A 20,791-nucleotide genomic window follows, 5' to 3' on the forward strand; every position below is an offset into this window, starting at 1 on the left:
CTGTTTGCAGGCCGGCCATATCCTCGTCTGTGATGGTGAGCGGTCCCAAGGACACGCTCTCCGGCGACCGAATCGGGGAGGCTGGCAGCCGCGTCCAGAACCCCAATCCATCGACCTCCGTCCCCCGGAAGCGATCCTAACGGCTGGTCCGATCAGTACTTGGGCGCCAATATTGAATGCGTCACGGGTACGGACGCCCGGTCAATTCCCGGATCGTGCGGATCTCACCTTCCCGATACGGCCGGCCGTCGGCATGGAACAGGTCGTGAAACCACACCCGCGGCGGCGTCCGGTACGGCCGGTCCCAGGAATCCCACGGCAGGTACGTCTGGGTCTTGCCCGCCACCAAACCCCAGGTGTAGGCGCCGACGTTGTGCCGTTTGGCGATCGGTAGTACGCCCTCGATCGTGCTGCCCTCACCGCGCGCGAGGTACTCGGTGCACATGATCGGCCGTCCCATCGGTGCCAGCTCCCCGATTCGGGCCTCGAACCCGGCCGGATGGTCATAGCTGTGGAAGGTCAGCACATCGGACAGATCGAGCTGCAGCGTCGCCATCCGGCTGCGCTTGAGCGGATCGGCCCACGGCCCGTCCCACACCCCGCTGGTCAGCGGCTGGATCGGGTCGACCAGGCGGGCCCAGCCGAAGACCTGCGGCAGTAACCCTTCGACCAGCGCGATCTTGTCCTGCCGCTCCACTTCGCGATAGTTGGCGGCGGGATTGTCCGGCTCGTTCCACAGATCCCAGCCCAAGACCCGGTCGTCTTTGCGGAACTGAGTGATCACCCCGATGACGTAATCGCGCAAGGTTCGCCGGTAGCGGTGACTGTCCAGGTTCTGCGCACCAGGGCTCTGCACCCACACCGAGTTGTGGATACCCGGGCGCGGCCGGCGCTGCCGACCCAACCGCGGGAACGGATCCCAGCAGGAGTCGAACAGCACGAACAGCGGCCTGATGCCGTGGCTGGACGCCAGCGCGACGAATTGGGACAGCCGGTTCTGAAAACCCACGTGGTCCTGCGCCCACAGCTGGTCGTGCAGGAAGACGCGCACCGTGTTGAGCCCGGCCAACCGGGCAATCCGCAACTCGTTGTCGATGCGCTGTGGGTCATAGGTCGCCCGTTGGAACATCTCCAGCTGGTTCACCGCGTTGGACGGGATGAAATTGGCGCCGACCAGCCAGCCCTGCTCCCGGTACCACCGGTGCGCCCGCTCGGGCGACCAGCGGCCGGCCCGCGCCTCGGCCCGCGGTGTCCGGCTCAACGCCGCCGCCGCGGTCATGAGCAACGGAACCTTGAATGCGCTCCGGCGGGCCAATCGGCCGCCCCCGGGTTGCCGGGCGTGCTGGTCAGCGTAGCCAATCAAACTGTGTTCCTTAATGTTTCGTTTCATCAACGGCCTGGTTCGCGGACCTTCGGCGTCGGCCTGCCCACCCCTCGAGGTGTACCCGAGCCCGGCCCGGAGCGCACCATGCGGCGCCCTGGTTTGGGGCCGGTCACTTCGGGTACCTGTTCGCGGTGAGCGATCGTATTGCAGATCCGTGGGGCGCCCGAACCCCCTACGGCCGAGGCGAACGCTGGCCACGACGGGTGGACACCTACCTCGACGACGGCTTGTCCCCGGATCAGGTGGACCGATGGGTGCAATCGGCGGCGGTGCTGCACTCCAACGGCGACGGCGTGGACATCGCGGTCAAAGACGGCCGCATCGTCGGCGTCCGAGGACGCGAGGTGGATAGGGTCAACCACGGCCGAGTGGACCCCAAGGACCTGTTCGGCTGGCAGGCCAACAGCTCACCCGACCGGTTGACGACTCCGCTGATCCGCCGCGACGGCGAGCTCGTCGAGACCGATTGGGACACCGCGATGGACCGGATCGTCCAACAGAGCAAGACGCTGCTGGCCGAGCGCGGCCCGAGCTCGATCGGCTTCTACACCTCCGGCCAGCTGTTCATCGAGGAGTACTACACCCAAGGTGTCATCGCGCACGGGGCGATCGGCACCAACCACGTCGACGGGAACACCAGGCTGTGCACCGCCACGGCCGGTGAGGCCCTCAAGGAATCGTTCGGCTGCGACGGACAGCCCGGGTCCTACACCGATGTCGACCACTGCGACGCGATCGCCCTGTACGGCCACAACGTGGCCGAGACCCAGACCGTGCTGTGGATGCGCATGCTGGACCGATTGGCCGGGTCCGACCCACCCGCCGTCGTGTGCGTCGACCCTCGCCCGACGCTGGTGGCCCAGCACGCCACCGTGCATCTGGCCCCGTTGCCGGGCACCAACGTCGCGCTGATGAACGGGCTGTTGCACGAGATCCTCGCCCACGACTGGGTGGACCACGACTACATCGACGCGCACACGGTGGGCTTTGACGAGCTGGCCAAGCGGGTCGCGGAGTTCCCGCCGGAGCGGGTGGCCGAGATCTGCCGGATCGAGCCCGCCCGGGTACGTGAGGCCGCCGAGATCCTCGGCACGGCGCCGCGGGTGCTCTCCACGGTGCTGCAGGGCTTCTATCAATCTCACCAGGCCACCGCGGCCGCCGTGCAGGTCAACAACATTCACTTGGTACGCGGTCTGCTCGGCAAGCCCGGCTGCGGCATCTTGCAGATGAACGGCCAGCCCACTGCCGAGAACACCCGCGAATGCGGCGCCGACGGTGATCTCGCCGGATTTCGCAACTGGTCCAACGACTCCCACATCGAAGAACTGGCCAACCTGTGGAATCTGGACCTGATGCAGATCCCCCACTACGCCCCGCCCACCCATTGCATGCAGATGCTGCGCTATGCCGAAGAGGGCACGCTGCGCATGCTGTGGGTCACCGCGACCAACCCGGCGGTATCCCTACCGGAGCTGGCGCGGATCCGGAACATCCTGTCCCAGGAACGGCTCTTCCTGGTGGTCGAGGACATCTTCCTGACCGAGACCGCTGCGCTGGCCGACGTGGTCCTGCCGGCGGCGGCGTGGGCAGAGAAAACCGGGACGTTCACCAATACCGATCGCACTGTTCATCTTTCGGACAAGGCCATCGATCCACCCGGGCAGGCCCGTCCTGATCTCGACATCTTCCTCGACTACGCCCGCCGCATGGACTTCCGCGACAAGGATGGCCACCGGCTGCCGTCGTGGGACAGCCCCGAAGAGGCCTTCGAGGCCTGGAAGCAGTGCAGTGCGGGCCGGCCGTGTGACTACACCGGCTTGACGTACGACAAGCTGCGGGGCGGCAGCGGTATCCAATGGCCGTGCAACGCCGAGAATCCCGACGGCACCGAACGCCTCTACGCCGACGGGCAGTTCTGGGCCCACCCCGACTACTGCGAGGCCTACGGCAAGGACCTCATCACCGGGGCACCGTTGGAGCCGACCGAGTATCGCGCCATGAACCCCCACGGGCGGGCCATCATCAAGGCCGCCGAGTATGTGCCGCCGCACGAACCTCCCTCACCCGATTACCCGTACGTGCTGATCACCGGGCGCACCGTCTTTCAGTTCCACACCCGCACCAAAACCGGTCGCACACCGCAATTGGACGCCGCGGCTCCGCAGGTGTGGATCGAGATCTCCGAGGCCGACGCCCGCCGAGCCGGGATCGACGAAGGAGATTTCGTCGAGGTGCGCACCCCGCGCGGCTGCGTCATGGCCGCGGCCCGCATCACCGGCATCCGGTCCGGGGTCGTCTTCCTGCCGTTCCACTACGGGTACTGGGACACCGCCGATCTCACCTCCGGCGCGCGTCATCGCGCCGCCAACGAGCTCACCCTCACCGACTGGGACCCGGTGTCCAAGCAGCCGATCTTCAAGACCGCCGCGGCACAGGTGCGGCGCGTCGGCAGTGGCCACGGACCCGCCCCGGCACCGACCAACACCGCATCGGCACCCGTGACCGTGACGGTGCCCGCGACCACCGGCACCGCCGCGGCCGAGGTGACCGAGGAGCGGATCGTCGAGGGGACGCCATGAGCAAGATCACCCTGGCCCTGACCGAGTTACACCGAAGCGAGCACTCCCTGGCCCACGACCTGCGGTCCATCGCCGCGCGGCATCACAGCGACCAGGACATCTCCCACCTCGCCGATGATCTGGCCCGGTGGTCCGAGGAGCACGTGGCGCTGCTGGCCGAGCACGGCCGCCACTATGGCCTGCATCTGACCTGGCGCTCGGGTCGGATGCGCGTCACCCGCTGGATCCAGGAGCGGTTCAGCGCCGCGATGCGCCGGCGCCCCGAACCTGCACTGCTGCTGCTGGCCGACTTGCGCAAGGTCCATCGCGCCGCGGCCGGTGTGTCACTGGACTGGGAGTTGCTCGGCCAAGGCGCGCAGGCCACCAAAGACCAGGAGCTGCTCACCCTCACCGAGCGCTGCCATCCTCAGACCTTGCGTCAGATGCGGTGGGCCAACGCCATGCTCAAGGAACTCTCACCGCAGGTTCTGAGCAGCTGACCGGATACCGGCGAAGGTAGGTTGGACCCGGTGGATCACCCGGACGAACGCACAGTCGACGAAAGCAAGGTCGACGGCAAAGTCGATGCCAGGGCCCTGACCGGTGTTTCCGAGACCGCCCTGCTGACCCTCAACGGTCGGGCCCACCAGGCGCGCCATACCGCGGCCATCATCGACGATCCGATGGCCATCCGATTGGCCGATGCGATCGACTTCGACTTCGATAAGTTCGGCCGACGCAAAGGCCAGGAGATGGCTTTGCGTTCGCTGGCTTTCGACCGGGCCGCCGCGAGGTATCTCAAAGATCATCCGACCGCCACGGTGGTGGCGCTGGCCGAAGGTCTGCAAACCAGTTTCTGGCGGCTGAACGCTGCCGTGCCCGATGCCCGGTTCAGGTGGCTGACGGTGGATTTCGCGCCGATCATCGCGCTTCGTGACCGGTTGCTGCCGTCCTCCGATCGCATCACCGCCCGGGCCCAGTCGGCGCTGGACTACAGCTGGATGGACCAGGTAGACCGCTCCCAGGGCGTGTTCATCACGGCCGAGGGCCTCCTGATGTACCTGCAGCCCGAAGAAGCGATGGGTCTGATCACCGCGTGCGCCAAGCACTTTCCGGGTGGTCAGATGATCTTCGACCTGCCGCCGACGGCGGTCAAGAAGTTCGCCCCCAAAGGGGTGCGGTCGTCAAAGCACTACCGGGTGCCGCCGATGCCGTTCAGCCTGTCCCCCGCGCAACTGGCCGATCTGGCGCGCACCGTGCCGGGCATCAAGGCCGTGCACGACCTGCCGATGCCCGCCGGACGCGGCTGGTTCTTCCGCAGGATGTTCCCCGCCTTCTGGCAGTTCAAGCCCACCAAGCAGTTTCGCGGTGCCTATACGCTGCTGGAGTTCGGCTGAGCTAGGAGTTGGCCGACGCCAGTCGAGCCCGCTCGCGCATCGAGGCGACGACTCCGCCGTCGTTGAGGATGTCGGTGCCGGTGAGGTAGCCCGCACGGTCGCTCGCGCAGTAGGCCAGCAGATCGGCCATCTCCTCGGGCTTGCCCCAGCGCGGAACCGCGGCGTCGGCCACCATCGCCCCGGCCCCGGCCTGTTCCTCCAGCCGGCCCATCTCGGTGTCGATCGAGCCCGGGGACACCGAGACGATTCGCAGCCCGCGGCCGTTGAACCGCTCGGCCTGCGACGAGCTGTACCACTTCACGAAGGCCTTGCTGATGGCATAGGACAGACCCGAACGCATCTCCTCCGGTGCCAGTTCGCACGCCGCCAACATCTCGGTGAGGAATCGGTCCCGGTCCTGCAACGCCAAGGGAAAGTGCTGCACCGGGATGATCTCGTCGGGCAGCAGGTGCGCCGCCATCGAAGCCACGTTGACGATCGCCGACCCCTCGCCGCCGGCGGCGAAAAACGCCTCGTTGACGAGCAGCGTGCCCAGCGCATTCGTCCGCATGACGTATTCGGCATCTCCCATGCTCGGGCTGACGCCGGCCGCATGGATGACCGCGCTCACGGTGCCCACCTCTGACGCCGTCTTCAGCAGCCGGTCGACGGCTTCGGGATCGGTGACGTCGGCGTTCACCGGCGTGGCCGCAATACCCAGCTCGCGCAACGCGGCGGCCGCGCCGTCAAGACGCTCCTGCCGCACATCGCCCAACACCACCGCCTGTTCGCGACCGACGACCTTGGCCGTCGCCAGTCCCATGCCACCGGCACCACCTGTGATCACCGTCACCCGAGTCATGTGGGGCACCGTATCGCTGCATGATCGGCGCCATCCGGGTGGGGTGGCGCAGGGTGCTCAGCGGTCACCACGGCGACGGCTCGTGGTTGCGGATCCTGCTGATCTCAGCTCGGGCGAATTGGACCCGGCCGGTCTCTGCGCCGCGCTCCCGGGCCAGATCGTAGGCGGCGTCAAGGATCTGTGCGGCATGGCGACGTTGCCGGCGCGGGCGTCGATGGGCCTTGCGGTACGCCCGACGAGCTTTCCGGTTTCCGGTCATGGCATCGAGTTCGGCCGCGGTGAGGACACCGGCGGCCGCCTCGGGCGCCATGACGTCGCGCAGCAGAGCCCGCTCGCGAGGCACCGTCAACGCGAAAACCCGACCGAACACAGTCAGGGTGATCACCACGATGAACAACCACAGCAGCAGGAGCAGCAACACGTTTCCGCCGACGATCGTTCCGGCGGAATCCCACAACCCATGTAGCACCGGCGCTGTCACGACAAGTACCACGCCGCGGCGGATGTTGCGCGGTTCCGCCGGGCGGCCCAGCAGATACACCAGACCCGCACAGAAGATCGCGCTGTAGGCGAAATGCCCGCTGATACCGGTCACCATTCGCAGCACGATGGTCGATCCCATCGCGGGCGCATCCCGCAGCGCGTAGGACACGTCTTCGAGGATCTGGAACCCCAGACCGATCAGCAACCCCACGATGAACCCGTCGAACGCGGTCCGAATGATCCGTCGCGCCAACGCGATCAGCAGGAGCAGGCCCGCACCTTTCGCCAGCTCCTCGGTGACGGGTGCCGACAATCCGGCCGACCAGTCCAGGGCCCATCGCTGGCCGAGCTCCTTGCCATAGAGATCACCGAGCGCGGAGTTGGCGACCGCAGCCATCGCCCAGGTCGCCGCGAACCCGCCCCACAGGAGGGCGGCGATCATCAGCTTGGCGGGCAGTTCGGTGTACCGGTCGGCCCGCTGGGTCAGCCACCAGAACACCGCGGCGTAGATGCTGAACACCACGACCGCGCTGATCACCGATGTCGAGTCGTAGCCGCCGACCAGGTCGATGAAACCCGCGATGCCGGCGCCGACCAACAGCGCGTAGACCCAGAACGCGAGGTTGCGCGGCTGGAGCAGCACGAACGGGCGTTGCCATCCAGACAGGTCGATCGCCCGGGCCCGGGCGACCAGCAGCTCGTCGGGAACCGTGGGTCGCTGGATGTCAGTCATTCTCGACCACCTGTCGCCGGACGCTTCGGATCATGCGGCTCACCGCGTCCCGGTCGTCGTTGGTGGCGTCCGGTGGTGCGATCGACAGCACCCTGATCCCGATCCCGTCGATGACGAAGGCGGCCAGCACCTGCCGTGAGACGGCATCGGCGAGCTCCACCGTGACGCCCGTATGGCCCTGGTCGGTGATCACGGTGCTGCGCGGTCCGGTGCCGGTGTCGGCGTCATCGGACATGCGGGCCGATTCCATGCCGGTCAGCAGTTCGTCGTCGTCCCCGTCGAATTCCTCGGCGACCACTGTCATCGACGTGTCGCCGTCGACGACGGTCGCGGTGTCGGGATAGCCGGTGGCCGGCGCGTCGCCGCGGCGGACGCCGGCGGTGATCCCCCAGCCGGGTTCGGGCACGAAGGTGACGTCGTCGGAAAGCTGGATGACGTCCCCGGCGGCAGCCTGCTCCCGATAGTGGGCCGCGTCGTTGACGACCGGGATCAAGACTGCCATCAGCACCCACAGGACGAGCACGGCAACGGCCGGCGCCAGGGTGACCCGGTCCAGACCGCACCATCGTCGGTCCACGGGGACCCATCGGGGATCCGGTTCGTAGCCGGCAGTGGTCTCGCCGGAAGGGACAGTCATCGGTGTCGACAAATCTCGCCTCGCAATCGGATGTCCCGCATTGTGTTTTCGAATGCAAATTATCGGCAAACCGGCCCCTTCGCGACGGAAAGGCGCTCTGACTCGTCGGGAAGGTCCGATAATCCAGTTTTGTAGAGGACGGTGATGACAAAGAATGGCGCGGGGACGACGTGCCCCTATTGCGGCTCAGATCTAGACGCAGCCGGCACCTGTAGCCGTTGCGGGCAGGTGCACGGCACGGCGTCCACCGGATGGCGCCCCGATCCCACGGGCCGGCACGAGGGCCGCTACTTCGTCACCGGACACCCGACGAACCGGGTTCGCGACGGCCGGGCCGCATCGACCGACCCGGCCGGCGGTCGGATGCTGCCGGATTACCTCGAGCTACCCAAATCGGGTATCCGCTCGACCTGGCTCGGCACCGGGGCGGCCACCGCCGTCATCGTGTTGACCGCCGCAGTGGTCTGGGTCCTGTTGGTGGCGGGCCGACGGCCACCGCCGCCACCGGAGGCCGGTTACCTCTCGGCACTCAAAGATTCCGGCGTCAGCGATCAGTTCAACTCCGACGCCAACGCCGTCGCCCACGGGCGGCAGGTATGCCGGCACCTGGAGGACGGCGACCCCCAACAAGGGCCGGTGGCCGACAAGATCGCCGTCGACGCGTTCTGTCCCCATTTCTCCCAGGGCTTTCGGGTGCTCGAAAAGGCCACGGTCAACGGAAGATTCGTGCTCCTGGACAACGCCGGCCTCGATGGCATCGCCATGGACGGAACATCGTGTCAGGGCGCCAACGGCTATTCCGACGTCAACCCCACCACCCCCGTCACGGTCAAGAGCGGTAAGGGCGAAATCCTGGCCACCACCACCCTCGGGGCCCGCAAGGCGGGGCCGGCAAACTGCACCTTCTCCTTCACCGTCGACCTGACCGAGGGCCAGGACCACTACGTGCTGACCGTCGGACATCGTGGCGAGTTCACCTACACGTTCGAACAGCTTGTGGCCAAAGGCATTCAGGTTCAGCTGGGACAGTGAGTTTGCGAAAGACGCCCGTTGCCGCAGATGGGACGGCCGACGCGCGCAGTGCCGTCGCGACGGAGCTCGCCGGTTGAAAACAAAGCGGTCACGAGTCCGGCTCGCTCACATGTCAACCGCGCAACCATCTGACAACTTGCATGGACACCGATTCCTGGCAGCTCTACGGTTCAGCTCTGCACAATTATCACCGCTGTAATTTTCCAGCCCAATCAAGGGAGCTCGTCGGGTATGACTACATTTGCTCGAATCCCGGTCAAATCCGTTGTCAGTGCCGGCCTGTGTGCGACGGCACTCGCGGCAGCAGTCGCGTTAAGCCCGCACGCGGCGGCCCTGGACTTCAAGACAGGCGGGTACAAGTGCCTCGAGGGGGCTGCCGGTGCGGCTCCCGCCGGGGCGGTGTGCTCGGCGGCAGCGGTCGAAGCCGCCGGCGTCGTCCCCGCGGCACCGGTGGCCGTGCTGCCGATGCCGGTGGTGCCGCCCGCGGCGGTGCCGCCAGTGCCCCTGGCCCCGCCGCCGGTCGGTCTTCCTCCGGTCCCGCTGGCGCCGCCCCCGGTGCCCATCGTGCCCGCCGCACCGGTGGTCCCCGCCGCACCCATCGTCCCCGCCGCGGCTTCCGCTCCGATCGCCGTCGCCGCGGGTACCGGCAAGGGCGTACCGACCGTTTCGCCCGGGGGCGGACCGGTGGCCGGTGATCCGACCCTGCCGGGACCCGGCGGTGGGGCCACCGGATAGGCAAACCCGCACAGCGTCAGTCAAGGCGCCTGGCTCGTGAGCCAGGCGCCTTGATTGTTGTGCCGGTAGTGGTCTTGATTGTTGAGTGAACTGTTACCCCACAAGGCGTTTCGCCACAAGGTGATTCGCTACTCGGGGATTCGCCGGTCCGGATACGCCACCAGAGGAGGTTGCTACTCCTGGACGATCACCGGATCGCCGATGTTGACGGTGTTGAAGTACCACTCGGCGGCAGCCGGGATGAGGCTGATGCAACCGTGACTCGTGTTCTCCAGGCCCATCGACGGCACCGCCCACGGCGCCGAATGCACGTAGATGCCCCGCTGGGTGATCCGAACGGCGTAATCCACCTTCAACAGGTACCCATCGGACGCGTCGACGGGAATGCCGACGCTGCTGGAATCCATTGTCACCGTACGGTCTTTCGCCAAGACGGTATAGGTGCCCACCGGTGTCGGGTACTCCGGGCGACCCATGGAGGCCAGCAGGACCCCGTCCTCGCCGGCGTGCGGCAGGTGATGCGGGGCCGGCAGTGGAATCGGCGGTTCCTCACCGATTCCGTCGATCGTCACCGTGAAGGTGTGATCGGAGATGTCGGCGACTCCGATCACGGCTGGGCCGGTTTGGAATTGGGTCCGCATACCGCCGACCGACAACATCACGGTGCTGTGCGCCGGCCAGAACTCGGTCGGAGTCCACTGCACGACTTTGTTGTCGAGCCACTCGTACGTGCCGGTCCGTGCCGGCGTCGTCTTGAGGCCGATGGCCCGTTCGACCACCCCGCGGTTGGCGACCGGATTCTTGAAGGTCACCACCACCGGATGGCCCACACCGACGGCGCCACCTTCGGTCGGCGCGATCGATTCGATGGTCGACGTCAACGGCAGATTGACCGCCGCGGTGTCGACCTTGTCGATACCACCGGAGAAGAAGGTCATGGCAACCACGCCCACTACGAGAACACCTTGAACAGCCGCGCGCATCCAACCGATCTCTCTGCGATGCCCCCATGGTCTTGAACGATGTCATGGTATGGGTCCGCAGGCGTCGGATTACGTAGTTACACGGGGCAATTCGGTCAAGTGTTCATCACGGTTCGGCCACGGCGCGAACGGCCTTCAACCGCGCGCCGCGCGCACAGGCGAGGGTGATCACCCGCGCGCCGGTCCGGTGGCTCGACGAGGGCGCCGTTTCGAGCACGTCGATCTCTGTTTCGTGGGTGTCCGCCTCAAGTCGATACGACGAGGGATGGCGACGCCGGGCCTCGGCGAGCTCGCGGGCATACTGCTGCGACGAACACCAGACAGGGTGCGTTGCCAACTCGATGACAGTCGAGCCGACAGTATTTGTCGTCATTTTCGATGACCTCCAGCAGAGCTTCACGAAACATCGCATCTGTGCCCAGCATGTCCGGCCAAACTGAGGCGGCGCTTCGAGTTGGCCGTGGACACATTAAGGATCTCTCTTAGATAGCTTTCGCACATCGAAAGAGCTTCAACAGAGACGTAATTCACATTTGTGAAAATGCCCTAATTTTTGCTGGAACGGGTTTCGTAAGGACCGTCCCTCACGCAGCGATCAGGCCATCGATCTGGTTGATCGCCGACGAAGCGCCTTCGACGACACCCATCTCCAGCACTTGCTGGAGCGCTTCGGCAGTCTCGTAGGTGCTGACGTAGACCGCGCGCGTACCACCGTCCTGCTCGGAGAACGTGTAGACGTTTTTGGACACCGGCATATCTGGATTCGGATTGAAGTCCAGGTCGGCGAATCCGTCGTCGAAAGCGAAATTTGTCGGCTCGTCGACCGCGGTGACATCCCAATATCCCGCATGCTTGTCGCCCTCGGGGCCGGTCATGAAATAGGTGATCCGGCCACCGGGAGTGAGGCTGTGGTCGACCACCGTCGCCGGGTAGGTCGGCGGGCCCCACACCTTCTCCAACTGCCGGGGGTCGGCATAGACCTGCCAGATCCGCTCCACCGGAGCCGCGAACTCGGCGGTGATCGTGAGAGTCAGGTTGTCGAGGTCGTGTTGAACGTCGGTCACGGGCATGGTGGGTTCTCCTTGATCGGATCGGATGCGATGAGTTCGTCGATACGTGCGATGCGCCCACGCCAAACCTGTTCCAGCTCGGTCAACATGGACGCCACCGACCGCACCGCCTCGACGTCGCCACTGGCCAATTGCTCACGACCGTTGCGCCGCTTGGTGAGCAGGCCGGCCTTCTCCAACACGGCGACGTGCTTTTGCACTGCGGCGAAGCTCATCTCGTACTTCTCCGCGAGTACTGAGACCGAATGCTCGCCGGCCAGTACGCGCCGCATGATGTCGCGCCTGGTGCGGTCGGCGAGTGCGTGGAACAGGGCGTCGGCCCGGTCCTCGTCGCTCTCGGTCACCGGACAAATATACAACCGATTGGTTGTATGTTGTCAAGACTCGGCAGGCTTTGTCGGGGGCGACTGGGCTGCTTCGCCCATGAGCGGACACGGGTACGCGCACTCGAACTCGACGAGGCGCGTCGCTGGGAGCGGGTCGCTAACCCTGCCGCGAGATCTCGTCAGCCGCTTCCTGCTGGATCCGTTCGAACTGCGCACCCATGGCCTCGGCCAACGCGGTCGCGCCCGACAGCGGCCGCACCATCACCATGAAGTCATCGATCTTGCCGTCGTCATCGAGATGCAGAAAGTCGCAGCCGGTGATCGCCTTTCCCGCCACCGTCGCCTGGAAGACCAGTGCGTGGTCGCGCCCTGAGGCGTCGGCGATTTCCCGAACGTACTGAAAGTCTTCGAAAACCCGCATGACCCCGCGCAAGATCGCCGCGGTGATGGGCTTGCCGGCATACGGCTTGAATGCCACCGGGCTGGTGAAGACCACGTCGTCAGCCAGTAGGGCCTCGATCGCCGCCTCGTCGCGGGCCTCGACGGCCTCTCGGAACGGATGCACGAGCCGATGCTAGGCACGGCGCAGTGCCATAGTCAATCTTTTGATTATTAACTTTGCTGCTAGCATCGGCGCATGGCGCTTCGTGACGCGGTGCTGGCCGCGCTCCTCGACGGCGAGGCCTCCGGTTATGACTTGGCCAAGGGGTTCGACGCGTCGGTCGCCAACTTCTGGATGGCCACGCCTCAACAGCTCTACCGGGAACTCGACCGCATGGCAGCCGACGGCCTCATCGCCGCACGACTCGTCGAACAAGACCGGCGGCCGAACAAGCGCCTGTACTCGCTGACCGACAAAGGCCGTCAAGCCCTGCTCACGTTCACCGAAGAGCCACCCAAACCCGGCGCGATCCGCGAAGACCTCCTGGTCCAGATCCAGGCAGTGGATTCTGGCAACGTCGAGGCGGTCCGCAACTCGCTCACCGAACGCGTGCAGTGGGCGAGAACCAAACTGGCCCGCTACCGGCGCGCGCAGGAGCATCTGCTGGCCGGACGCACCGAAAACGACTACCTCACCGAGGCCGAGCGCATCGGTCCCTACCTGACATTGCTGCGCGGAATCCGATTCGAGGAAGAGAACATCGACTGGGCCCTACGCGCACTCGAGGTCATCGAGCAACGAATGGCGGTGGTCCCACCGCCCCGGTGACTGCCGAAACGTTCCCGGGCCCGTTTCACCGGCAACAACGACCGACGTGGATTACCGCGAGGGGCAGACGTTAGTGTGCACTCGTCGGCCTCAGCGACCAAGCCGATAGAAAAGTTGAGCAGATTCATGACCGCAGCAGCAGAAACGTCGACACTCGAATCCCGCGTCGGCCATTACTACCAGATGAAAGACACCTATCTGGTGGGCCGGGAGAAGGTGCGCGAGTTCGCCCGGGCCGTGCAGGACTACCACCCCGCACACTGGGACCTCGCCGCTGCTGCCGAGCTCGGCTACCCCGACCTGGTCGCACCGCTGACGTTCACCTCCGGTCCGGCGATGGCGTGCAACCAGCGCATGTTCGAATCGGTCGTCGTCGGTTACGACATGTACCTGCAGACCGAGGAAGTCTTCGAACAGCACCGCCCGATCGTCAGCGGCGACGAACTGCGCATCGACGTCGAGCTGACCTCCGTGCGCCGAGTCGCCGGGCGCGACCTGATCACGGTCACCAACACGTTCACCGACACCGCCGGCGAGCGGGTCCACACCCTGCACACCACCGTCGTCGGGGTCACCGGCGACGAGGTGGACCCGGCCATCAGGCAAGCCGTGCAGGGCGTGATGATGCACGACGTCAACCTCCTCGGCGTCGAGGAATCCGGCTCGTACCACAAGACGGTGCGTCCCGAAGACGAGGCGAACATCGCCCAGGCCGGAACAACCCGCACCCCCAAGTCGCCGTCGTTCGACGACCTGAAGGTCGGTGACGAACTGCCGGTGCACCACACCCGGTTGTCCCGCGGGGACCTGGTGAACTATGCCGGCGTGGCCGGGGACGCCAACCCGCTGCACTGGGACGAGAACATCGCCAAGCTCGCCGGACAAGAGGATGTCATCGCCCACGGCATGCTGACCATGGGGTTGGGCGCGTCGTTCGCGTCGTCCTGGACGGGAGACCCCGCCGCAGTGACGCGCTACGCGGTACGGCTGTCGCAGCCCACGGTCGTGCCGGCCGCCGAGGGTGCCGACATCGAATACAGCGGACGGATCAAGTCGCTGGACCCCGCGAGCCGCAGCGGCGTCGTCATCGTGGGCGCAAAAGCCAGGGGCCGCAAGATCTTCGGGCTGGCGACACTGAACGTCCGCTTCAGCTGACCGTCGAGGGCGCGACGCGCGTCGCCGCCCGGGCCACGAAGTGCAACACCACACCGACAGCCAGCAGGATGGCGCCGAAGAGCCACACCGTGGCGGTCTGCTGGGTCAACAGCATCACGCACGAGGCCACGCCGAGTATCGGCAGGGCCGTCCATACCTGAAAATGACTGTGCTCCACCCGATCTCGGCGCAGCACCAACACGGCGACGTTGGTGGACAGGAACACGAACAACAGCAGCAGCACCACTGTCTCGGCCAAGGTGGACAGATCACCCACCACGGTGAGCAACATCGCGACCACCGTGGTGGCGACGATCGCCACCCACGGGGTTCGGCGCCGCGGTAGCACCCGCGCGAGAACCGTTGGCAACAGCCCATGTTCGGCCATGCCGAACGCCAACCGGCTGGACATGATCATCGTCAGCAACGCGCCGTTGGCGACCGCGACGAGCGCGATCGCGCTGAAGACGTGCGCGGGTACGGCCAGCCCGGACGCCGACACGACCTCCAGCAGCGGACCCGACGACCGGCGCAGCTCGTCGGCCGGCAACGCCACCGCACTGGCCACACCGACCAGCACGTAGACGATACCGGCGGTGATCAGCGCGCCGAACAACGCCACGGGGTAGACCTTGCTCGGCTCACGAATCTCCTCGGCGACATTCGCCGACGTCTCGAATCCCACGAACGAGTAGTAGGCGATGATCGCACCGGCCAGAATCGCCAGTGCCGGAGCCGATCCCGCCGGGAACTCGGTGAGCCGGCTGACATCACCACCCCCGCTGCCGAGCAGCACCGCACCGGCGATGATGACGATGAGCAGACCGCTCAGCTCGATGACCGTCATGACGACGTTGCTCTTGACCGACTCGCTGATTCCCCGGGCGTTGAGGGCAGCGACCAGCGCGAGAAAGACTATGGCCGCCGGCACCATGGGGACGTCGATGAACGTTGCGAGGTAATCACCGGCGAACGCCAACGCCAAACCGGCCGCACTCGTCACCCCTGCGGCCAGCATCGCGAAGCCCACCAGAAAGGACAGCATCGGTTTTCCGAAGGCGCGTTCGGCGAATACCGCGGCGCCGCCGGCCTTGGGGTACTTGGTGACCAACTCGGCGTATGACCCAGCGGTCAGCATCGCCAGCAGCAGCGCCATCAGCAACGGCGCCCACAGCACCCCACCGACCTTTCCGGCCAGCACCCCCATCAACGCATAGACACCGGCTCCGAGGACATCGCCGAGGATGAACAAGAACAGCAGCGGCCCGGTGATCTTGCGTTTGAGCTTGCCCTCGGCGTGCTCATCCTGCTGTCGGTTCGCCCTGGCCTCCGCGGTCATGCCGGTCGGCATACCCCCCGGGGCTTGGTGCGCAAACTCAGTCCGGCACTGACGTGACGTCGGGGACGACGACGGCGAACAGGTCAGCGACGGCAGCCAGGCTGGCGGCCTGCACCGCGGACGACGGCACCGGTCCGTCGACTCCGGGAAGTGATCGGGTGGCGGTGGTGGACGCGACGATGGTCGGTGCGTAGCCCAGATTGAACGCCCCGCGCGCGGTCGAGTTGACGCACATGTGCGTCATGAATCCGGCCAACAGCAGGTTCTTGGCGTCAAGCCCCTTGAGCTGCTCGTCGAGATTGGTGGCCACGAAGGAATTCGGATAGCCCTTGACCACGACTGGTTCATCCCCGCGAGGCGCCACCCGATCGACGATCGCACCGGATTCACCCCTGATGTCGTAAGCCGATCCCGGACCCATGTCGTGCTGGATGTGGATCACCGGAATGCCCGCACTGCGGGCCCGATCGAGCAGTGCTGCGGCTTCGTCGAGTGCCGGCTGCACTCCGTCGAGTTCCATCACACCCTGGGTGTAGGTCACCTGGCAGTCGATCAGGATCAACGCGGACTCTCGAAGGCTCGGCGGTTGGGCGGGTAATCCGGCCAACGCGCGCAACGTTTCGCTCATCTGCCCATCGTGGCGGTGTGCGCTGTCTTTTGCCAGTGGCCCGGCGGCGGAATTTCGTGGACGTGTCATCTGTCGGCGTCACAACAGGCAGAGCGTGAAGGCCAGAGAGGGGGCCGCCAGCGTTGCGACGAGGACGACCGACGTCGCCAATGCCTTGAAGTGCCAACGGTTCTGACCCGGTGGTTGCGTCAGCCGCAGCGCCCGATCCGCCACCGCCGTTCCGGCTGCCGCCAACGCCCCGTCGGGTAGGCGGTGGCGGGTGCTGAGCGCCACCAGGCTCGCCAGCAGTGGCGCCCGGCCGTAGCTGCGGGACGCCGCGTCGTCGGCGCACATCTCCAGTAGCGGCGGGACATCTCGCGCGGCGGCGCGGAGCAGGGGTAACCGTGGGAGGGCGGCGAACAGCGCGTTGATCACCGCCACAATGTGGTGGTGCCGCCCGCGCAGGTGTGCCCGCTCGTGGGCCAGCACCGCGGCCATCTGGGGCGGATTCAGCAATTCCAGTGCCGCTGAGGTGACGACGATCGTGCTCCGCGCACCGCCGGACACACAGTATGCCGTGGGCTGATCGGCGGTGATGACGACGACGTCCTTGTCCCCGGTGGCTCGACCGACGATCCGGACCGCTTCTGCGTGTTCACAATTGGAGCGTCGGACTCTGCGCAGCGTACCGAGGACGCGTCGCCCGGTCTGGATCGTGGCCAGGCCGGTGAGGAGCAGCAGGGCGAGCACCACGATGGTGGCGGCAGTGGGCGGCAACGTCACCGCGTCGGCGATACCCAACGTCTCGACGCAGAACGTCAGCTCGGTGTGGGTGATCACGCTGCGCGTCGCACCCACCACGAGGATCACCAGGGCGCCGGCCCACGCCAACAGCGCCGTCGCCACGGCCGTCAGCCAGGCCGTCACCGCCAGCCGGGGGCTGATGCCGGTCGGCAGGTGGCCGGTGATCAGCACCGGCGCCAGCCAACTCAACGCGACCGCATAAACCAGCAGGAACGTCACCGCGTTCATCGTGACTTCTCCTCGGTGAACCGCTGAAGCATCTGCCGAAGCTTCACCGAGTCGTCATCGGTGATCTGCTCCAGGAAGAAGTTGAGGATCAGCTCGCTGTCTCCACCGGATTCGAACACCGTGCGCATCAGCTGCGCCGAGTGTTCCTCACGGGTCATCACCGGCCGGTAGTGGTAGGCCAGGCCGACCTTGTCCCGCAGCAGCCATCCTTTGCGGAACAAATTGTCCATGGTCGACATCACGGTGGTGTAAGCGATCTGGCGGCGGCCGACGAGCTCATCGTGGACGCTACGCACCGTCGACGGCTCCGAACGAGACCACAGCACGTCCATCACCACGGCCTCGAGATCACCAAACCCTTTTATCCCCACGCCCATTACCGCCTGTCGAGGCACGTCGCCACACGTACCGTCGTCTCGTTGGTCAACCTATGTAGCGCGATAGTAGCTTCTTCTCCTCTCGAGGCGTTTCCTGCCGCCGTCGCATCCTGAACAATCGCCACCCGATCAGCGCAAGCACGAGGCCCAGCACCACGCCGACGTCGCTGATGTGCGCTGACAGCTTGCTCAGCCAGATCTGCACGTCGTACTGCTCGTCGACGCTCAGTACACCGCCGAGGCTCGCGGTGCCGTCCGTGAGCAGGAACACCGCGCCGAGCACGATGAAGACCGTCCCGGTGAGCAGCGAGGTGGTGTGAGACTGCAACGGCCCCAGGCGGATCGGCCTGCCCCGCAGCCAGGACCGGCGGGACAGATCGAATCGGTCCCACAACCAGGCCAGGACGAACAGCGGTGCGGCCATACCGAGGGCGTAGACCGCCATCAACAGCGCTCCGTAGATCGGATCGGCTCCCATCGCCGACATGGTGAGGACGGCTCCCAGCAGCGGGCCGGCGCAGAAGCCGGCCAGCCCGTACACCGCACCGAGGACCAGCACCGAAACCGTGCCGGAGATGTTGATCCGGGCGGTGACCCGTTGCACGGCCGGTATCCCGAATCCTTTGCCCAGCAACGCCATCAACCCGAACCCGATCAAGACCAGGCCGCCGATCATGGTGACTTCACTGCGGTAGCGCGTCACCACGGTGCCCAACGCCCCGACACCGACACCCAGCGGGACCAACACCGCGCACAGGCCGATCCAGAATGCGACCGTCCGAACGATCAGCAACTGCACCCGGTCGAAGGCGTAGGCGAAGAACGAGGGCAGCAGTAGTGCCGAACACGGGCTGAGCAAGGACGCCACACCTCCGAGGAAGGCGCCGAGGAGGCCGATGCCGCTCACCGGTCCGCCAGTGCGGCGTCGATGGCGCGGATGAATTCTACTGTGGGCTGCGCGCCGAGCAAGGGAACGTCGTCGATCAGGAACGCCGGTGTACTCGGTACGCCGATGGCGGTGCCCTGGGACAGATCGGCATCGATGGCGGTGTCATAGGCGGTTCCCCGCATCCCGGCGGTGAACTTCTCGATGTCAGGGACTTCTGCCTGCTCGGCGAAGCCGATCAGGGCGTCCTCGGTCAGGTTGGCTTTCGTGCGCTCCGGCGTGGCGGCATACACCGCGCGGTTGAATTCCCAGAACCGGCCCTGATCAGCGGCGGCACGTCCGGCGCGAGCGGCGAGCATCGACTGGTCACCGAAGATCGGAAAGTCTCGCCACTCGATGCGCAGCTTGCCCGCCTCGACGTACCGCCGGATGAGCTCAGGTTCGGTGTCGCGGCTGAACTTCGCGCAGAACGGGCAGCGGTAATCGGAGAACACGACCAACCCGACCGGTGCGTCGGGGTCGCCCAGGGCGAGCGGGTCACCTGGCACACGGCGCTCCATCCCGCGCGGGCCCCTGTGCTCGACGCCGTCGGCGATTGCCCGCGCCGATGCCTCCGGTCGCGACGCAGGAGCGGCGGACGCCCCGTCGTTGCCGGTACCTGCCGTCAGATACAGGATCAGCGCTGCCGCCACCAGGAGCAGACCTCCGATGACGACGATGTCCCGGCGGAGACTTTCGCGTCGACCACTCACTGTCACCTCCGTGCTAGCCTAGTACGTATCTACGGCGTAGGTACGTAGCTCTGTTGTAGCACACCCGCCCGCCGGATCACGAGCGATAGACCAGGAGGGACCGTGTCGACTGGCCGGCAGGAAAGATGCTCTGCGCCAACGCACTTAGCGTCCGCGCGACGGTTACGCGCCGGACTCGCGGTCGGCCTGGTGCTGGTTCTCGCCATCACGGCCGCTTCCGCCTGGCTGCTGACCCGAGAGGCCGTGGCCCACGCCGCAGCAGCACCGTCTGCAGATTCACCGGCACCACCGACCCCTACCGTCATCGCGACGAGCCCGGGCCTCACCGGGATACCCCAGACGCAGCCTTCGACGTTCACCACGCTCACCCCGCGCGATCAGACGCGCGTCACCTTCACCTCGACGTCAGGTGCCGAACTCGTCGACGGTGGCACCTACGGTGTGGGCACCGTCATCGTGGCCAGCTTCGACGAACCGGTCACCGACCGCGCCGCCGCCGAAAAGCGGCTCTCGGTCAAAACCTCTCCACCGGTTGATGGTTCGTGGTTCTGGATGGACAGTCGGCATGCCCACTGGCGCCCGCAGAGCTATTACCGCCCGGGCACCCAGGTGGTCGCGAAGGCGGACAGCACCGTCACGTTCCGCATCGGCGACGCGCACGTATCCATCGCCGACGACAAGACCAAGACGATCAGCGTCTACCGCAACGGTGAACTGGTCCGGATGATCCCCACGTCGATGGGCATGGGCGGATCGGAAACTGTTGGCGGTAAGACGATTTCGTTCTGGACCCAGCCCGGGGTCTACACCGTGATGGACAAGGCCAACCCCGTCGTCATGGACTCCTCCAGCTATGGTCTGCCCGTGGATTCCCGGTTGGGATACAAACTGTCGGTCAACTACGCCGTCCGCCTGACCAACAGCGGGATCTACGTGCACCAGCTCGACAGCACGGTGTGGGCGCAAGGCAACACCAACACGAGCCACGGATGTCTGAACGTCAACGCCGACAACGCGCGCTGGTTCTACGACTTCTCCCAACCCGGGGATGTGTTCGAAGTCCGAGGCACCGGCGGCGAACCTCTGCCGATCTGGCAGAACGGCGATTGGGGTGCGTCATGGGATCAGTGGCTCGCCGGAAGCGCACTGCGTTAGACCTCCCGGCACGGAGTGGGTACTCCTGCCCCATGACGAACCCCCAGCCCCCTCCACAGGACACCCCTCAGGCCGTCGTGATCTTCGCCCCACACCCCC

The 20,791-nt window shown here is 66.1% G+C and carries 23 protein-coding genes; 8 read left to right on the forward strand and 15 right to left on the reverse strand.

The window, feature by feature from the left end:
• Window positions 1–181: 181 nt before the first annotated feature.
• Complete coding sequence (locus A5740_RS03220; protein WP_076191482.1) at window positions 182–1,315, reverse strand: 1,4-beta-xylanase; 1,134 nt, start codon at window positions 1,313–1,315, stop codon at window positions 182–184.
• A gap of 200 nt (window positions 1,316–1,515) precedes the next feature.
• Here A5740_RS03220 and A5740_RS03225 point away from each other — a divergent pair, with 200 nt between their 5' ends.
• From A5740_RS03225 to A5740_RS03235, 3 genes are read left to right on the forward strand one after another with little or no spacing between them, the layout of a single operon-like run.
• On the forward strand, window positions 1,516–3,963 hold the full coding sequence (locus tag A5740_RS03225) for a molybdopterin oxidoreductase family protein (RefSeq protein WP_175616146.1): 2,448 nt from the start codon (window positions 1,516–1,518) through the stop codon (window positions 3,961–3,963).
• Entirely contained in the window at window positions 3,960–4,442 is a 483-nt protein-coding gene (locus A5740_RS03230) for a hypothetical protein (protein WP_076191449.1), read from the forward strand. The genes A5740_RS03225 and A5740_RS03230 overlap by 4 nt, the downstream gene beginning before the upstream one ends.
• A 30-nt stretch (window positions 4,443–4,472) precedes the next feature.
• On the forward strand, window positions 4,473–5,339 hold the full coding sequence (locus tag A5740_RS03235) for a class I SAM-dependent methyltransferase (protein ID WP_217696679.1): 867 nt from the start codon (window positions 4,473–4,475) through the stop codon (window positions 5,337–5,339).
• Between the two features lies 1 nt (window position 5,340).
• On the opposite strand, the gene A5740_RS03240 is transcribed toward A5740_RS03235, so the two are convergent.
• The 3 genes from A5740_RS03240 to A5740_RS03250 all read right to left on the reverse strand — a co-directional run bounded on the left by A5740_RS03240 (window position 5,341) and on the right by A5740_RS03250 (window position 8,033).
• Window positions 5,341–6,180, reverse strand: a complete 840-nt coding sequence (locus tag A5740_RS03240) for an SDR family oxidoreductase (RefSeq protein WP_076191450.1) — start codon at window positions 6,178–6,180, stop codon at window positions 5,341–5,343.
• Window positions 6,181–6,244: 64 nt separating this feature from the next.
• On the reverse strand, window positions 6,245–7,396 hold the full coding sequence (locus A5740_RS03245; protein ID WP_076191451.1) for a PrsW family intramembrane metalloprotease: 1,152 nt from the start codon (window positions 7,394–7,396) through the stop codon (window positions 6,245–6,247).
• Window positions 7,389–8,033, reverse strand: coding sequence for a hypothetical protein (locus A5740_RS03250; protein WP_076191452.1), 645 nt, complete (start codon window positions 8,031–8,033; stop codon window positions 7,389–7,391). Before A5740_RS03250 ends, A5740_RS03245 begins: the two co-directional genes overlap by 8 nt.
• Window positions 8,034–8,261: 228 nt before the next feature.
• Here A5740_RS03250 and A5740_RS03255 point away from each other — a divergent pair, with 228 nt between their 5' ends.
• Together A5740_RS03255 and A5740_RS28690 are read left to right on the forward strand one after the other, a co-directional pair.
• Window positions 8,262–9,065, forward strand: coding sequence for a DUF732 domain-containing protein (locus tag A5740_RS03255; protein WP_254849063.1), 804 nt, complete (start codon window positions 8,262–8,264; stop codon window positions 9,063–9,065).
• A gap of 231 nt (window positions 9,066–9,296) precedes the next feature.
• A complete protein-coding gene (locus A5740_RS28690) occupies window positions 9,297–9,800 on the forward strand; it encodes a hypothetical protein (protein ID WP_076191455.1) in 504 nt (167 codons plus the stop codon).
• Window positions 9,801–9,973: 173 nt separating this feature from the next.
• On the opposite strand, the gene A5740_RS03265 is transcribed toward A5740_RS28690, so the two are convergent.
• From A5740_RS03265 to A5740_RS03285, 5 genes are all read right to left on the reverse strand, one after another.
• The gene (locus tag A5740_RS03265; RefSeq protein ID WP_083653919.1) at window positions 9,974–10,783 is read right to left on the reverse strand and encodes an Ig-like domain-containing protein; all 810 of its coding nucleotides are present in this window, start codon (window positions 10,781–10,783) and stop codon (window positions 9,974–9,976) included.
• Window positions 10,784–10,889: 106 nt separating this feature from the next.
• The gene (locus tag A5740_RS03270; protein WP_076191458.1) at window positions 10,890–11,156 is read right to left on the reverse strand and encodes a hypothetical protein; all 267 of its coding nucleotides are present in this window, start codon (window positions 11,154–11,156) and stop codon (window positions 10,890–10,892) included.
• A 211-nt stretch (window positions 11,157–11,367) separates the two neighbouring features.
• Complete coding sequence (locus A5740_RS03275) at window positions 11,368–11,853, reverse strand: SRPBCC domain-containing protein (protein WP_076191459.1); 486 nt, start codon at window positions 11,851–11,853, stop codon at window positions 11,368–11,370.
• Window positions 11,844–12,197, reverse strand: coding sequence for a helix-turn-helix transcriptional regulator (locus A5740_RS03280; protein WP_076191461.1), 354 nt, complete (start codon window positions 12,195–12,197; stop codon window positions 11,844–11,846). Before A5740_RS03280 ends, A5740_RS03275 begins: the two co-directional genes overlap by 10 nt.
• A gap of 139 nt (window positions 12,198–12,336) precedes the next feature.
• A complete protein-coding gene (locus A5740_RS03285; RefSeq protein ID WP_076191463.1) occupies window positions 12,337–12,744 on the reverse strand; it encodes a nuclear transport factor 2 family protein in 408 nt (135 codons plus the stop codon).
• A 72-nt stretch (window positions 12,745–12,816) separates the two neighbouring features.
• Here A5740_RS03285 and A5740_RS03290 point away from each other — a divergent pair, with 72 nt between their 5' ends.
• Both A5740_RS03290 and A5740_RS03295 read left to right on the forward strand, forming a co-directional pair.
• Window positions 12,817–13,389, forward strand: coding sequence for a PadR family transcriptional regulator (locus A5740_RS03290; protein ID WP_076191464.1), 573 nt, complete (start codon window positions 12,817–12,819; stop codon window positions 13,387–13,389).
• A 126-nt stretch (window positions 13,390–13,515) separates the two neighbouring features.
• Window positions 13,516–14,544: a fused (3R)-hydroxyacyl-ACP dehydratase subunits HadA/HadB gene (locus tag A5740_RS03295; RefSeq protein WP_076191466.1), complete on the forward strand. Its 1,029-nt coding sequence runs from the start codon at window positions 13,516–13,518 to the stop codon at window positions 14,542–14,544.
• Here the strand turns inward: A5740_RS03295 and A5740_RS03300 are convergent.
• The 6 genes from A5740_RS03300 to A5740_RS03325 form a co-directional block, all read right to left on the reverse strand.
• Entirely contained in the window at window positions 14,537–15,883 is a 1,347-nt protein-coding gene (locus tag A5740_RS03300) for an APC family permease (RefSeq protein WP_076191485.1), read from the reverse strand. The genes A5740_RS03295 and A5740_RS03300 overlap by 8 nt on opposite strands.
• A gap of 37 nt (window positions 15,884–15,920) precedes the next feature.
• Complete coding sequence (locus A5740_RS03305; protein ID WP_076191467.1) at window positions 15,921–16,511, reverse strand: cysteine hydrolase family protein; 591 nt, start codon at window positions 16,509–16,511, stop codon at window positions 15,921–15,923.
• A 78-nt stretch (window positions 16,512–16,589) separates the two neighbouring features.
• Window positions 16,590–17,522: a M56 family metallopeptidase gene (locus A5740_RS03310; RefSeq protein WP_076191469.1), complete on the reverse strand. Its 933-nt coding sequence runs from the start codon at window positions 17,520–17,522 to the stop codon at window positions 16,590–16,592.
• Window positions 17,519–17,899, reverse strand: a complete 381-nt coding sequence (locus tag A5740_RS03315) for a BlaI/MecI/CopY family transcriptional regulator (RefSeq protein WP_076191471.1) — start codon at window positions 17,897–17,899, stop codon at window positions 17,519–17,521. Before A5740_RS03315 ends, A5740_RS03310 begins: the two co-directional genes overlap by 4 nt.
• A gap of 46 nt (window positions 17,900–17,945) precedes the next feature.
• Window positions 17,946–18,806 (reverse strand): cytochrome c biogenesis CcdA family protein, encoded by an 861-nt coding sequence (locus tag A5740_RS03320; protein ID WP_076191473.1) that lies wholly within the window; start codon window positions 18,804–18,806, stop codon window positions 17,946–17,948.
• A complete protein-coding gene (locus tag A5740_RS03325; protein ID WP_083653920.1) occupies window positions 18,803–19,537 on the reverse strand; it encodes a DsbA family protein in 735 nt (244 codons plus the stop codon). The genes A5740_RS03320 and A5740_RS03325 overlap by 4 nt, the downstream gene beginning before the upstream one ends.
• Before the next feature lie 243 nt (window positions 19,538–19,780).
• Between A5740_RS03325 and A5740_RS03330 the strand changes: the two genes are divergently transcribed.
• Window positions 19,781–20,692, forward strand: coding sequence for an Ig-like domain-containing protein (locus A5740_RS03330; RefSeq protein WP_083653923.1), 912 nt, complete (start codon window positions 19,781–19,783; stop codon window positions 20,690–20,692).
• Window positions 20,693–20,791 lie beyond the last annotated feature (99 nt).

This window comes from Mycobacterium sp. GA-1841 (genome assembly GCF_001954135.1).
In the GTDB taxonomy this organism is placed as follows: domain Bacteria; phylum Actinomycetota; class Actinomycetes; order Mycobacteriales; family Mycobacteriaceae; genus Mycobacterium.

Bases quoted from the DNA above. Each gene is read 5' to 3' on its own strand.
- A5740_RS03230 (WP_076191449.1), top strand. From the start codon at position 3,960: ATGAGCAAGATCACCCTGGCCCTGACCGAGTTACACCGAAGCGAGCAC.
- A5740_RS03240 (WP_076191450.1), bottom strand. From the start codon at position 6,180: ATGACTCGGGTGACGGTGATCACAGGTGGTGCCGGTGGCATGGGACTG.
- A5740_RS03245 (WP_076191451.1), bottom strand. From the start codon at position 7,396: ATGACTGACATCCAGCGACCCACGGTTCCCGACGAGCTGCTGGTCGCC.
- A5740_RS03250 (WP_076191452.1), bottom strand. From the start codon at position 8,033: ATGACTGTCCCTTCCGGCGAGACCACTGCCGGCTACGAACCGGATCCC.
- A5740_RS28690 (WP_076191455.1), top strand. From the start codon at position 9,297: ATGACTACATTTGCTCGAATCCCGGTCAAATCCGTTGTCAGTGCCGGC.
- A5740_RS03265 (WP_083653919.1), bottom strand. From the start codon at position 10,783: ATGCGCGCGGCTGTTCAAGGTGTTCTCGTAGTGGGCGTGGTTGCCATG.
- A5740_RS03270 (WP_076191458.1), bottom strand. From the start codon at position 11,156: ATGACGACAAATACTGTCGGCTCGACTGTCATCGAGTTGGCAACGCAC.
- A5740_RS03275 (WP_076191459.1), bottom strand. From the start codon at position 11,853: ATGCCCGTGACCGACGTTCAACACGACCTCGACAACCTGACTCTCACG.
- A5740_RS03290 (WP_076191464.1), top strand. From the start codon at position 12,817: ATGGCGCTTCGTGACGCGGTGCTGGCCGCGCTCCTCGACGGCGAGGCC.
- A5740_RS03295 (WP_076191466.1), top strand. From the start codon at position 13,516: ATGACCGCAGCAGCAGAAACGTCGACACTCGAATCCCGCGTCGGCCAT.
- A5740_RS03300 (WP_076191485.1), bottom strand. From the start codon at position 15,883: ATGACCGCGGAGGCCAGGGCGAACCGACAGCAGGATGAGCACGCCGAG.
- A5740_RS03305 (WP_076191467.1), bottom strand. From the start codon at position 16,511: ATGAGCGAAACGTTGCGCGCGTTGGCCGGATTACCCGCCCAACCGCCG.
- A5740_RS03310 (WP_076191469.1), bottom strand. From the start codon at position 17,522: ATGAACGCGGTGACGTTCCTGCTGGTTTATGCGGTCGCGTTGAGTTGG.
- A5740_RS03315 (WP_076191471.1), bottom strand. From the start codon at position 17,899: ATGGGCGTGGGGATAAAAGGGTTTGGTGATCTCGAGGCCGTGGTGATG.